This is a genomic window from Stenotrophomonas sp. YJH_SMC_94-11 (assembly GCF_059370435.1).
In genome coordinates, this window is record NZ_JCAFTR010000003.1 from 231,843 (window position 1) to 245,002 (window position 13,160).

General features: G+C 66.5%; 14 protein-coding genes. 11 read left to right on the forward strand and 3 right to left on the reverse strand.

Annotation, left to right across the window (positions count from 1 at the left end):
* Positions 1-2: 2 nt before the first annotated feature.
* Both nadC and AC5P74_RS07810 read right to left on the reverse strand, forming a co-directional pair.
* Entirely contained in the window at positions 3-854 is an 852-nt protein-coding gene (gene nadC / locus AC5P74_RS07805) for a carboxylating nicotinate-nucleotide diphosphorylase (protein ID WP_329841708.1), read from the reverse strand.
* Positions 851-1,120 carry a Trm112 family protein gene (locus tag AC5P74_RS07810; protein WP_005415953.1) on the reverse strand — a complete coding sequence of 90 codons (270 nt, stop codon included), beginning with the start codon at positions 1,118-1,120 and terminating at the stop codon, positions 851-853. The genes nadC and AC5P74_RS07810 overlap by 4 nt, the downstream gene beginning before the upstream one ends.
* A 58-nt stretch (positions 1,121-1,178) precedes the next feature.
* On the opposite strand from AC5P74_RS07810, the gene purE reads away from it, so the two are divergent.
* The 3 genes from purE to AC5P74_RS07825 all read left to right on the forward strand — a co-directional run bounded on the left by purE (position 1,179) and on the right by AC5P74_RS07825 (position 3,294).
* Entirely contained in the window at positions 1,179-1,682 is a 504-nt protein-coding gene (gene purE, locus AC5P74_RS07815; RefSeq protein ID WP_005412808.1) for a 5-(carboxyamino)imidazole ribonucleotide mutase, read from the forward strand.
* Entirely contained in the window at positions 1,679-2,827 is a 1,149-nt protein-coding gene (locus AC5P74_RS07820; protein ID WP_253136301.1) for a 5-(carboxyamino)imidazole ribonucleotide synthase, read from the forward strand. The genes purE and AC5P74_RS07820 overlap by 4 nt, the downstream gene beginning before the upstream one ends.
* A 125-nt stretch (positions 2,828-2,952) precedes the next feature.
* Positions 2,953-3,294, forward strand: a complete 342-nt coding sequence (locus AC5P74_RS07825) for a carboxymuconolactone decarboxylase family protein (protein WP_346607604.1) — start codon at positions 2,953-2,955, stop codon at positions 3,292-3,294.
* A gap of 114 nt (positions 3,295-3,408) precedes the next feature.
* Here AC5P74_RS07825 and AC5P74_RS07830 read toward each other — a convergent pair whose 3' ends face one another.
* On the reverse strand, positions 3,409-3,987 hold the full coding sequence (locus AC5P74_RS07830) for a superoxide dismutase (RefSeq protein ID WP_032954072.1): 579 nt from the start codon (positions 3,985-3,987) through the stop codon (positions 3,409-3,411).
* Between the two features lie 120 nt (positions 3,988-4,107).
* Here AC5P74_RS07830 and grxD point away from each other — a divergent pair, with 120 nt between their 5' ends.
* From grxD to AC5P74_RS07870, 8 genes are all read left to right on the forward strand, one after another.
* Positions 4,108-4,428: a Grx4 family monothiol glutaredoxin gene (gene grxD, locus AC5P74_RS07835; protein WP_005415957.1), complete on the forward strand. Its 321-nt coding sequence runs from the start codon at positions 4,108-4,110 to the stop codon at positions 4,426-4,428.
* Positions 4,425-5,201 (forward strand): SDR family NAD(P)-dependent oxidoreductase, encoded by a 777-nt coding sequence (locus AC5P74_RS07840; RefSeq protein WP_053500310.1) that lies wholly within the window; start codon positions 4,425-4,427, stop codon positions 5,199-5,201. Before grxD ends, AC5P74_RS07840 begins: the two co-directional genes overlap by 4 nt.
* A gap of 232 nt (positions 5,202-5,433) precedes the next feature.
* The gene (locus AC5P74_RS07845) at positions 5,434-8,655 is read left to right on the forward strand and encodes a TonB-dependent receptor (RefSeq protein ID WP_083297620.1); all 3,222 of its coding nucleotides are present in this window, start codon (positions 5,434-5,436) and stop codon (positions 8,653-8,655) included.
* Between the two features lie 252 nt (positions 8,656-8,907).
* The gene (ppnN, locus tag AC5P74_RS07850) at positions 8,908-10,296 is read left to right on the forward strand and encodes a nucleotide 5'-monophosphate nucleosidase PpnN (RefSeq protein ID WP_019659018.1); all 1,389 of its coding nucleotides are present in this window, start codon (positions 8,908-8,910) and stop codon (positions 10,294-10,296) included.
* A 161-nt stretch (positions 10,297-10,457) separates the two neighbouring features.
* A complete protein-coding gene (locus AC5P74_RS07855; protein WP_005415961.1) occupies positions 10,458-10,973 on the forward strand; it encodes a pilus assembly FimT family protein in 516 nt (171 codons plus the stop codon).
* The gene (gene pilV / locus AC5P74_RS07860; RefSeq protein WP_005415962.1) at positions 10,970-11,467 is read left to right on the forward strand and encodes a type IV pilus modification protein PilV; all 498 of its coding nucleotides are present in this window, start codon (positions 10,970-10,972) and stop codon (positions 11,465-11,467) included. Before AC5P74_RS07855 ends, pilV begins: the two co-directional genes overlap by 4 nt.
* 8 nt (positions 11,468-11,475) lie before the next feature.
* On the forward strand, positions 11,476-12,633 hold the full coding sequence (locus AC5P74_RS07865) for a PilW family protein (RefSeq protein ID WP_329841714.1): 1,158 nt from the start codon (positions 11,476-11,478) through the stop codon (positions 12,631-12,633).
* Positions 12,634-12,638: 5 nt separating this feature from the next.
* Positions 12,639-13,160 (forward strand): pilus assembly PilX family protein, encoded by a 522-nt coding sequence (locus tag AC5P74_RS07870; protein ID WP_032954069.1) that lies wholly within the window; start codon positions 12,639-12,641, stop codon positions 13,158-13,160.

The window sequence follows — 13,160 nt, forward strand, 5'->3', positions numbered from 1 at the left end:
CCTCAAGCCGGCGGCGGGCCCAGCTTCAACGACAGATCGATGGCCTGCACATGCTTGGTCAGCCCGCCGATGGAGATGCAATCGACGCCATCCTCAGCGATCGAGCGCAGGCCGCCCAGGCCGACGCTGCCGGAGACTTCCAGCGGAATGCGTCCGGCGGTGATGCGCACCGCCTCGCGGCGCAGGTCGGGACTGAAGTCATCCAGCAGGATGCGTTCGCAACCGGCTTCGAGCGCCTGGCGCAGCTGTGCCAGGTCTTCGACCTCGACCACCAGTGGCAGCGCAGGCCACTGCCGGCGTGCGGCGGCCACCGCCGCGGCCAGCGAACCGGCGGCGCGGATGTGGTTCTCCTTCAGCATCACCGTGTCGTACAGGCCGAAGCGGTGGTTTTCGCCGCCGCCGCAGCGCACCGCGTACTTCTGCGCCAGGCGCAGGCCGGGCAGGGTCTTGCGGGTGTCGAGGATGCGGGTACCGGTACCGGCCACCGCGGCCACGTAGCGGGCAGTGGTGGTCGCGGTGCCGGACAGCGTCTGCAGGAAATTCAGCGAAGTGCGCTCGGCACTGACCAGGCTGCGGCTGCGCCCGTGCAGCAGGGCCAGCACGGTGCCGGCGGTGACGGCACCGCCTTCGGCGATGTGCCATTCAATGCGCACGTCAGGGTCGAGCGCGCGATGGGTAGCGTCGAACCAGGGGCGCCCGGCGATCACCGCATCCTGCTTGCACAGCAGGTAGGCGCTGTCGGCCTGGTCGGGGAGCAGGGCGGCGGTGACATCACCGCTGCCCAGGTCCTCGGCCAGCGCGCGCGCGACATCGGCGGCGACAACGGCCGCATCCGGCGTCGGCAGCGTGCTCATGCGGCCGGGAAGTCGGCGATCTGGGCGGTCGGAATGGCTTCCTCGGCCAGCAGCACCGGGATGCCGTCGTCGACGCGGAACACCTGCTTGCGGTCACGGGTGACCAGCGCCTCGCGCAGCGGCTGCGCCAGCGGGTTGCCATCGGCCTTGGTCACCGTGCCGGCGGAAATGGCCTTGTTGAGGGCTTCCAGGCCCTTGCCATCCAGCAGGGACAGGGGCTGGCGGGTGTCCGGGGACACCAGCAGGTCGAGCAGCTTGCGATCCATGGTTCTTCGTCTTGCGTGGAAGACGGCTAGAATACGTCTTTAAGGCAGGTGACGGCCAATGACCCCCAACCCGATCGCGCCGCTTGTCGGCATCGTCATGGGTTCCCGTTCCGACTGGGAAACCATGCAGCACGCCGCCCAGAAGCTTGAAGCCCTGGGTGTTCCGTTCGAAGTGAAGGTGGTGTCCGCGCATCGGACGCCGGATGTGTTGTTCAGTTACGCCGAGCAGGCGGGCCCGCGTGGCCTGCGCGCGATCATCGCCGGTGCCGGCGGGGCCGCGCACCTGCCGGGCATGATCGCGGCCAAGACCGCCGTGCCGGTGCTGGGCGTGCCGGTGCAGTCCAAGGCCCTCAACGGAATGGATTCCCTGCTGTCGATCGTGCAGATGCCGGCCGGCATCCCGGTCGCCACCTTCGCCATCGGCAACGCCGGCGCCTCCAACGCCGCGCTGTTCGCGGCGGCGATGCTGGCCAGCGACCAGCCGGCGATCGGCCAGGCGCTCGATGCCTTCCGTGCACGCCAGACCGAAGACGTGATGGCCCACGACGATCCGCGCCAATGAGCCTGACTGTCGGCATCCTGGGCGGCGGCCAGCTCGCCCGCATGATGGTCCTGGCCGGTGCGCCGCTGGGGCTGCGCTTCGAACTGTACGACCCGGCCGCCGACGCCTGCAGCGGCCCGCTGGCGCCGCTCACCGTGGGCGCCTTCGACGACCGCCAGGCCTTGGCGGACTTCGCCGCCAAGGTCGATGTGGTCACCTTCGATTTCGAGAACGTGCCTGCCGACAGTGCACAGTTCCTGGCCGACCGCGTGCCGGTCTATCCGCCGCCGGCCGCGCTGGCGGTGGCCCAGGACCGGTTGAGCGAGAAGACCCTGTTCCAGCAGCTGGGTATTCCGCTGCCGGCCTTCGCCGACATCCGCAGCCGCGACGGGCTGGCGGCGAAGGTGGCTGAGTTCGGCCTGCCGTGCATCCTCAAGACCCGCCGCCTCGGCTACGACGGCAAGGGTCAGTTCCGCCTGCGCAGCGAAGCCGACATCGACGCCGCATGGGATGCGCTCGGTGCCCAGGTCGAGCGCACCGGACTGATCCTGGAAGGCTTCGTGGCCTTCCAGCGCGAGGTCAGCGTGGTGGCCGTGCGTGGCCGCGATGGCAGCTTCGAAGCCTGGCCGGTCACCGGCAACTGGCATGTCGACGGCGTGCTGTCGGCCAGCGTGGCACCGGCGGTGCTGTCCGACGCCGAGCAGCAGGCAGCGATCGGCTATGCCCGCCGCGTCGCCGAGCACCTGCAGTATGTGGGCGTGTTCGCGCTGGAGCTGTTCTGCCGTGATGGTGAGCTGCTGGCCAACGAGATGGCACCGCGCGTGCACAACTCCGGCCACTGGACCATCGAAGGCAGCGAGACCTCGCAGTTCGAGAACCATCTGCGTGCGGTGCTGGGCCTGCCGCTGGGCAGCACCCGCATGCTCGGCCATGCCTGCATGCTGAACTGGCTGGGCGCGATGCCCGATCCGGCGCCGGTGCTGGGTCAGGCCAGTGGCCATTGGCACGACTACGGCAAGGAGCCGCGCGAAGGTCGCAAGGTCGGCCACGCCACGTTGCGCGACGATGATGCCGCTGCATTGGCCGATGCGCTGGACCAGGTCGGCCTGGAGCTGGACCGCCAGGCCCAGGTGGCGCCGGCGGTACACGCGCTGCGCAACCGCTGAGCCCGGGCGTGCCGGCCAATGGCCGGCACAACCTTGTATGCCTGCAACGGTGTGGCGCGCCGGTGCAGGCATCGGCGCACCATTGCCGGTGGTAGCGTGGAGCTCCTTTCACAGGAGTCACGACCATGCTCGACTGGAATGCCTACCGCAAGGAACTGAAGGGCCGCATCGGCGAGATCGGCAAGCTCTCGCCGGACACGGTCAAGGGCTACGCCACCCTGGCCAATGCCGGTGCCCAGACCAACCACCTGGATGCCAAGATCCGTGAGCTGATCGCATTGGCGGTGGCGGTGACCACCCGCTGTGACGGCTGCATCACCGTGCACGTGGACGCGGCGCTGAAGCATGGCGCCAGCCGCGAGGAAATCGCCGAAGCACTGGGCGTGGCGGTGTCGCTCAACGCCGGCGCGGCGCTGGTGTACTCGGCGCGGGTGATGGACGCGGTGGCTGCGCACGAGAACGCGTGAAGCTCCGCTCTGCATTTCGGTAGTGCCGGCCGCTGGCCGGCAACCCCGGCATCCTTGTACGTCCAGTGGGTTGCCGGCCAGCGGCCGGCACTACCCTGTGACCGAGCCGCTGCCTCAGCGCAGCTGGCTCTCGGCGAATTCCCAGTTGACCATCTGCCAGAAGGCATCCAGGTAACGCGCGCGATCATTCTGGTAATCGGTGTAGTAGGCGTGCTCCCAGACATCGCAGCACAGCAGCGGGGTGCTTTCGCCGGTCAGTGGCGTGCCGGCGTTGCGGGTGGCCTGGATGCCGAGCTGGCCACCGGGGTGCTGCACCAGCCACACCCAGCCCGAGCCGAACAGGCCCAGCGCGGTGCGGTTGAATTCCTCGCGCAGGCGCTGCGCATCACCGAACTGGCGCTTGACCAGCTCGCCCAGCCGGCCCTGCGGCTCGCCGCCGCCGCGCGGGCGCAGGCACTGCCAATAGAAGCCGTGGTTCCAGGCCTGGGCGGCCGCATCGAACAGCGTGCCCTGGGCATGGCGCACGATCTCTTCCAGTGACGCCTCCTCCCACTCGGTGCCGAGAGTGCCGGCGTTGACCGCGTCAACGTAGGCGCGGTGGTGGCGGCCGTGATGCAACTCAACGGTCTGCGCGGACAGGTGGGGCTGCAGGGAGCCGGGGAGGTAGGGCAGGGCAGGCAATTCGACGGGCATGGACAGGTTCGTGGCCAGGGGACGGCGGTAGCCTGTTCCATCCGCTTACAATGGCGGCTACCGTGGGCAGTCTAGCCGACCATCACGGTCGGTTTGTCCGGCGAAGCAAGGAGTGTGGTTGTGGCGGTAATGCAGCAAATCCAGGCCGAGGTCGATCGTTACCCGCTCGTGCTGTTCATGAAGGGCACCCCGCAATACCCGATGTGCGGCTTTTCCAGCCGCGCCGTGCAGGCATTGATGGCAGCCGGCGCCGTCACCCTGCGCACTGTCAACGTGCTCGAAGAGCCGGAGATCCGCGCCAACCTGCCGCGCTTTTCCAATCTGCCGACCTTCCCGCAGCTGTTCATCAATGGTGAGTTGATCGGCGGCTGCGACATCGTCATGGAACTGTTTGAATCCGGCGAGCTCAAGCGCATCGTCGAAGAGGCGACCCAGGGATGAGTGCCTGGCCGTCGACGTCACCGACTGACGGGGCGATCGATGGCCGCCCGTTGCAGGATCGCGTCGTACTGGTCGCCGGCGCCGGGGGAGGGCTGGGCAGTGCCGCGGCGGTCGCCGCAGCCGCAGCCGGTGCCACCGTGGTCCTGCTGGGACGCAAGCCGCGCCGTCTGGACCGGGTCTATGCCCAGGTCCAGGCGGTCGGTCCGGAACCGCTTCTGTACCCGCTGGACCTGGAAGGCGCCAGCCCCGATGACTATGCCGAACTGGCCCAGGCCCTGCAGCGCGAGCTGGGGCGACTGGATGGACTGCTGGTCTGCGCCGCGCATTTCCCCGGGCTGACTCCGTTTGAACTGGCTGACCCGGCCAGTTTCGCCCGTGCGGTCCATGTCACCCTGACCGCACCGGCCTGGCTGGCCCAGGCCTGCCTGCCGCTGCTGCGGCAACGCGAGGATGCCGCCATGGTGTTCGCGGTCGATGCCCCCGACCGGGTGGGGCAGGCCTATTGGGGGGGGTATGGCGTAGCCCAGCACGGCCTGCGTGGCCTGATCGCCAGCCTGCACGATGAACTGGGCCGCAGTCCCGTCCGGGTCAGCGGCCTGTACCCCGGCCCCCTGCGCACGGCGCTTCGGGCCCGCGCCTATTCCGTGGACCAGGACCCGGCTGCGCAAGGCCCGGAAGCCGCGGCGGCCGCCGCGGTGACCCTGCTGTCCGCCGCTGGGAGCACCTGGCGCGGGCAGATTCTCGATGCCAGTGAGACGCCCCGGGAAAGGTGAGCCCTGTGGAAAGACGGAGTGAAGAACCCGTCACGATTGCGTTGCGAACCGGTGCCGTTTGTCGCACAACCGTCACATTGATGGCGTAGCGTGTTAATCTAGTGTTAACCGTTAGGGCTGCCTTCAGCCGAGCGGTAGGGAACCCCAGATAACTCTCCGATCAGCCACCCGCAGGGCTGCTTGGATGCGCTTTTTTTCCGCCATCGCCAACTCGCATCGAGGCTACCGAAAAATGACCCACCCACTCCGGATGTCCAAGCTTACCCTTGGTCTCGTGGCTGCACTTGCTGCCGCTCCCGCCTTCGCCCAGAGCAGCACCTCCGCCGGTGTCGGCGGCCAGGTGATGTCCGCTGCAGGCCAGCCTGTCGCCGGCGCTGAAGTCACCATCACGCACACCGAGTCGGGCACTGTTTCGCGTGCCACCACCGATGCGTCGGGCCGATACAACGCGCGCGGCCTGCGCGTGGGTGGTCCGTACACCATCACCATCACCAAGTCCGGTGAAGGCACCAAGACCGAGGAAGGTGTGTACCTGAACCTGAACCAGGTCAACACCGTCAACGCCAACCTGGGCGGTGACCTGGCTGCAACCAACCTGGACGCGGTGAACGTTGTTGCCACCGCCGGCGGCCTGGACCTGTTCAGTGCCAACAAGATGGGCACCGGCACCAACGTGACCCGCGAAACGATGGATGCGCTGCCGTCGGCCAGCCGCAACATCCAGGACTACGTGCGTCTCGACCCGCGCATCTCGCAGGTCAGCAAGGCGGACGGCGCGATCTCGGCCGGCGGCCAGAACACCCGTTACAACGCCATCCGCATCGACGGCATCAGCGCCTCCGATCCGTTCGGCCTGGGTTCCAACAACCTGCCGACCGAGCGTCAGCCGGTGTCGATGGACGCCATCCAGGAAATCAACATCGACCTGGCCAACTACGACACCACCATCGCCGGTGGCACCGGCGCGGTGATCAACGCCGTGACCAAGTCGGGTACCAATGAATTCCACGGCACCGTGTACGGTTCGTACCGCGACAAGGACATGGTCCGCTCGCGCCTGGAAGGTGACAAGCAGGACTTCAACGGCTTCGAGGACGAGAAGACCTACGGCATGACCTTCGGCGGTCCGATCGTCAAGGACAAGCTGTTCTTCTTCACCAACTATGAAAAGTACGAGCGCTCGGCTGCCGGCGTCGCCCTGAGCGACACGCCGATCGGCCGTGGCACCATCACCCAGCAGCAGATCACCGACGTCCAGAACTTCCTGGGCAAGCTGGGCTACGACCCGGGCAGCCTGGCGGCGCCGAACAGCAAGACCGAGATCGAAGAGTATGCGGTCAAGCTGGACTGGAACATCAACGAGAACCACCGTGCGGCCCTGCGCTACAACAAGATGGAGCAGAACGTCGTTCGCTTCCCGCAGGTCAGCAGCAGCGCCATCTCGCTGAGCAACTTCTGGTACCAGCAGCCGACCCAGTACGAAACCTGGATGGGCGAACTGTTCAGTGACTGGTCCGAGAACTTCTCGACCGAGTTCAAGGTCTCGCACAAGGATTACTCGGCCAACCGCGTCCCGCTGGTCGACATGCCGCAGATCCGCATCAAGTCGGGCAACGATTCGCTGTACGTCGGTACCGAACAGAACACCCACGTCAACATCGTCGAGTCGAAGGAACTGAGCGCCTTTGGTGCCGGTACCTGGTACATCGGTGACCACACCGTCAAGTTCGGCTTCGATTACTCGAAGAATGACCTGATGAACTTCTACGGCCGCAACCTCAACGGCGTGTACGAATTCAACAGCGTCAACGATTTCCTGGCGGGCAAGGCTTCGCGCTACCAGCTGCGTGCTCCGCGCGCCGATGGCAGCCGCAGCGACATCCCGGCCGACTTCACCCTGAAGAACACCGGCGTGTTCGTGCAGGATACCTGGGCGATCAACTACAACCTGAACCTGATGTTCGGCGTGCGCATCGACATGCCTGACTTCAGCACCCAGCGCCTGTACAACCCGCGCATCGAGCAGCTGTACGGCTTCAACAACACCAAGCTGGTCGACAAGAACCTGGTGCAGCCGCGCGTCGGCTTCAACTACACCTTCGACAGCGATCGCCCGACCCAGCTGCGCGGTGGCGTGGGCCTGTTCGGCGGCGCCGCCCCGAACGTGTGGCTGGCAGGTGCCTACCAGAACACCGGCCTGAACTACATCGAGTACGACGAGCGCAGCATCCCGGCCGGTGCCTTCACTCCGGACGGCAACAACCCGTACATCCCGGCCGGTGGCCCGGCTTCGGCCCGTCAGAACGTCGACATCATCGCGCCGGGCACCCGCCTGCCGTCGGTGTGGAAGGCCAACCTGGCGTTCGACCATGAGCTGCCGTGGTACGGCATCGTCGCGTCGGCCGAAGTGCTGTTCACCAAGGTCAAGGACGGCATCTACTTCGACCGTCTGGACGTATCGGCGCCGACCGCCTTCGGTCAGGATGGCCGCGCGATCTACTGGAACGATGCCGGACGCAACTCGGCGAATACTCGCATCGATAAGGGTGTCGACTACGGCATCTCCACCGGTACCAAAAATGCAGTTGATCGTTTCAACCGTCCGAAGGATATCGGCGACGTTCTGGTCCTGCGCAACACCGACAAGGGCCGCGGCACCCAGGCCACCTTCTCGCTGGCCAAGCCGCTGACCGAGAACTGGGGCTGGTCGCTGGGTTACACCTACACCAAGTCCACCGAAGTCAGCCCGCTGTCCAGCTCGCAGAACACCTCGAACTGGAACAACACGCTGATCTTCAATGCCAACGAGAACGTGGCCTACAACTCGCGTTATGCGATGAAGGACCGCGTCACCGGCACCCTGGAGTGGAAGCACAACTTCTTCGGTGACAACGCCACCCGCGTCGGCCTGTTCTACGAAGGCCGTTCGGGCCGTCCGTACAGCTACATCTTCTACAACGATGCCAACGGCGACGGTGCCACCACCAACGACCTGTTCTACGTGCCGAAGGGTCCGGGCGACGTGCTGTTCACCGGCGGTGCCGCAATGGAGAAGCAGTTCTTCGACTGGCTGGCGCAGAACCCGGAACTCGATGCCTACCGTGGCAGCGTGGTCCCGGCCAACCGCCACCGCGCCTCGTGGGTCAACAGCTTCGACGTCCGCGTCAGCCAGGAATTCCCGGGCTTCATGAAGGGTCACAAGGGTGAAGTCGCCCTGGACATCATGAATGTCGGCAACCTGCTGAACAAGAAGTGGGGCCTGATCGACGACTACGGCTTCTACTCGACCCGTCGCGTTGCCAACTACGCAGGTATCGATCCGGCCACCGGCAAGTACGTGTACTCCTTCACTGGTTCGACCGACAACCCGTCGGTGCAGGAAAACAACAACGACAAGGGCAACACCGCCGTGTCGCGTTGGTCGATGCAGCTGACCCTGAAGTACAAGTTCTGATCCATCAGCGCTTGAAGCGGTAAGTGGAAACGGCCGGGGAAACCCGGCCGTTTCCCGTTCAGGCGAAAGTCCTTGCAGGGCGTGGGGCAACGGCGTAGCATCCAGAAATGTGCGCGGTGCCAACGCCGCCGATGCGGTCCCGGAATGGCGGACGCGGGTGGCACACATCCAACGGTCGGGTTTCCCGGCCGTTTTGCTTTTTAAGGGGGCGGCAGTACAGTCGGAAACCTTGAAGGAAGCGAAAAATTGGATATGACCACGAACGAAAAATCGGCCCGTGCACTGCCGGTGCAGGATGCCCGGATCTACCCGCGCGGTGGGCTGGATGTGCTGTCGCGGGCCGAGGTGGCCCGCCTGCGCGATGCCTCCGCCGGCGGCATGCATGAGCTGCTGCGCCGCTGCGCGCTGGCCGTGCTGACCAGCGGCAGCGCCTCGGACGATCCGCGCGCCGCGCGCGATCTCTACCCTGATTTCGACATCCAGGTGGCGCAGCAGGATCGTGGCGTGCGCATCGATCTGGTCAACGCGCCGGCGATGGCCTTCGTCGACGGCGAGATCATCCGCGGCGTCGCCGAACTGCTGTTCGCCGTCGTGCGCGACCTGGCCTACATGGCCATCGAAATGGGCCCGGCCTACGCGGCCGAGCTGGAGTCATCCGAGGGCATCACCAACGCGGTGTTCGGCCTGCTGCGCAACGCGCGCATCCTCAATCCGGGTGATCCGAACCTGGTGGTGTGCTGGGGCGGACACTCGATCTCGCGCGACGAATACCTGTACACCAAGCAGGTGGGCTATGAACTGGGCCTGCGCGGCCTGGACATCTGCACCGGCTGTGGCCCGGGCGCGATGAAGGGCCCGATGAAGGGTGCCACCATCGCCCACGCCAAGCAGCGCCGCACCGTGACGCGTTACATCGGCCTGACCGAGCCGGGCATCATCGCCGCCGAGTCGCCGAACCCGATCGTCAACCACCTGGTGATCATGCCGGACATCGAGAAGCGCCTTGAGGCCTTCGTCCGCATCGGGCACGGCATCATCGTGTTCGCCGGTGGCGTCGGCACCGCCGAAGAGATCCTGTACCTGCTCGGCATCCTGCTGCGCGAGGAGAACAAGGACCTGCCGTTCCCGCTGATCCTGACCGGCCCGACGGTAGCGGCACCGTACTTCGAGCAGATTGATCGCTTCATCCGCCTGACCCTGGGCGATGCGGCTGCCGAGCGCTACGAGATCATCATCGGCGACCCGGTGGCGGTTGCGAAGAAGATGGCCACTGGCATCAAGCGCGTGCGCGAGCACCGCCTGGCGCAGAAGGACTCGTTCTTCTTCAACTGGTCGATCGAGATTCCGTGGGAGTACCAGCAGCCGTTCGTACCCACCCACGAAGCGATGGCGGCGTTGGACCTGCACCACGGGCGTGCCCCGCACGCGCTGGCGGCCGACCTGCGCCGCGCGTTCTCGGGCATCGTCGCCGGCAACGTGAAGGAAGACGGCATGCGCCGCATCGAGCAGTTCGGGCCGTTCCAGATCCACGGCGACCCGGACATGATGCAGGCGCTGGATGCGCTGCTGCGCGCCTTCGTCGAACAGCGCCGGATGAAGATCTCCGGCGAGTACCAGCCCTGCTACCAGGTGCTGGCCTGAACCCGGGCCGGCGCGATGGGGATCGCGCCGGCACTGGCAGGGAAGGGCGGGTCGTCAAGCCTTTGACGCCCGTCGCCCCGGATTGACCGTTCATCCTGCCGCCGCTTGCCGGTGGCGGGGCGATGGCCCATCGTGGCCACCAACACGCTGGGGAGCGTCCAATGTCTTTGCGCCGGCAAAACGGCTTCACGCTGGTTGAACTGATGGTCACGCTGGCCGTCTTCGTGGTCCTGGCGTCGATCGCCTATCCGAGCTTCCGCGGCATGATCCGCTCGAACCGGCTGGCGACCGCCAACAACGAGCTGATCGCGCTGGCCAACCTGGCCCGCAGCGAAGGCATCCGCAACAGCAACGGTGGCGGCGTCTGTGGCAGCGCCGATGGCAAAGCCTGTGATGGCGACTGGTCCAAGGGGGTACTGGCCTGGTCGGACCTGGATGGCGACGGCCAGATGGGCAGCAATGACGTCGCGCTGCGCTTTTCACAGGGCAATCCGCAGCTGAGCGTAGTTGGCCCGCCGGGCGCGGTCATCGCCTTCGACGGGCGCGGCCGGCGCAGGGCGGTCGCCGATCAGACGCTGGTGCTGTCGCCGGATGCGTGCAAGGCCGGCGAATCGAAAAGCACCTTGACGATCAACCAATCCGGCCAGGTCCGGGTGACCAAGGGAACCTGCTCATGAGCCGCCGCAACCTGGCCCGCCCGCGTTCGTCGCAGGGGGGCTTCAGCCTGATCGAAGTGATGGTGGCGGTGCTGATCCTGGCATTCGGGCTGCTGGGCTTCGCCCTGCTGCAGACCACCAACGTCCGCTTCGTGCAGAGCGCGAACTACCGCACCCAGGCGACCAACCTGGCCAACGACCTGATCGAACTGATGCGCGCGCAGCGCACCGACACCCTGGCCGGTGGCGCCTATTCCTCGGCCTCGTTCTCGGCCGGCTCGGTGAAGCCCAGCGGCGCCTGCGCCTGGCCGACCGGCGCCGCCGTGACGCCGCAGGCGAACGTCGCGCGCTGGCAGTGCGAGGTCGCACGCACGCTGGGCGAGAAGGCCAGCGCACAGGTGACCTTCGTGCAGAGCACCGGCGAGGTCACCGTGGCCATCAGCTGGGGTGACCAGCGCTGGGATCCGAAGGACCCCGACAGCCTTACCACCTTCGGCCTGACGACCTTCCTGTGAACATGCCCATGAGTCCAATTTCGCGCACCCGAGGCCTGTCGCTGATCGAACTGATGATCGCCATGGTCATCGGCCTGGTCCTGATGCTGGGCGTCACCCAGATCTTCATCGCCTCGCGTGCGGCATCGCGCCTGTCCGAAGGTGCGGCCCGTACCCAGGAGAACGCGCGCTTCGCGCTGGACTTCCTGCAGCGTGACCTGCGCATGGCCGGCCACTTCGGCTGCGTCAACGACCAGGCTCATGTGGTCAAGAACACCGGCGATGTCGGTTATCACCTGGGCATCAGCTCGGGCAGTGGCGACCCGCAGGATTTCTCGGTTCCGGTGCAGGGGTATGAGGCGGCAGGTACGGCGCCGGGCGCCACCCTGACCCTGGGCCGCGCGTGGAGCGCGGCGCAGTCGGTGCCGAAGAGCATCGCCAACCTCAAGCCGGCGCCACTGCCGGGCAGCGACATCCTGGTGCTGCGCCTGATGAGTCCGGAAGGGGCCGTGGTGACCGGCATCTCCGTGGCCGCGGGCGCGACCACGCTGACCGTCTCCAGTGATGGCATGGCCCGGCTGAAGGCCAACGCCGCAGGTGCGCCGACGGTCTTCGGCATAGCCGACTGCACCCGTGCCGACGTGTTCCCGGCCACCATCAGCGGTTCGACGGTGAAGGTGGACAAGGTCGACCTGAGCAACTATTCGATCAACAACGCGATGACCATGCTGTATCGCGCCGATGGCATGGCGTACTACATCGCGGCCAATCCCAATGGCGAGCCGGCGCTTTACCGGGCACGCGCGAATGGCGCCGGCGGCTACGCCGATGGCGAGGAGCTGGTGGAAGGCATCGAGAACATGCAGTTCCTGTACGGACTGGATGCCACCCCGGATATCGCCCTGCCCACGCCGCCGACCGGTCGCATCGTCGACCAGCGCGTGGCCAGTGCGGTCAGCACCGGTACCGATGCCACCGCCGCAGGGCAGTGGCGCCGCGTCGGCATGGTGCAGGTCGGCCTGCTGGCGCGCAGCCCGCAGCGTGCGTCGGCCGAGGCGCCGGGCAGCGCGGCCACCTATCCGGCCATCCTCGGGGTGGGCTTTGCCCCGGCCGATCCTTACGACCAGCGCCATCGGGGCGCCTATGAAGCGTCCGTTGCGCTGCGCAACCGCTTGTTCGGGAACTGACGACCATGCGCACTCATCCTTCCTCCCGACGCCGTCCCTTCGTTGCCCAGGCACGACAGCAGGGTGCCGTTCTCTACGTCGCGCTGATCATGCTGGTGCTGCTGGCCCTGCTGGGCGTCATCGGCATGCAGGTGGCCGGCATGCAGGAGCGCATGGCGGCCGGCTACCGGGCGACCAACATGGCGTTCCAGAACGCCGAAGGCGCGGCACGCAGCGCCGAGAACGCGGTGGAGAACATCGCCAATCGCAAGGATGCCGGTGCCAATCCGGCCGTAGCGTCCGCCGACATCAGCCAGCAGTGCGATGACGGCTTCGATCCGTCGGCCTGGGTCGCGAAAACCAAGCTGGGCAGCAAGCCGGCCATCTATGTCCGTGAGATCCAGGGTTGCATCCAGGGGGAGGGTGCGCTGGACATGGGCAAGTCGGTGGAGAAGCCAACGCCGGTCTACCAGATCACGACCTATGCCGGTGATACCACCAGTGATGCGACGTCGCGTGCGGCGATCGATACCGTATTCAAGCTGTGA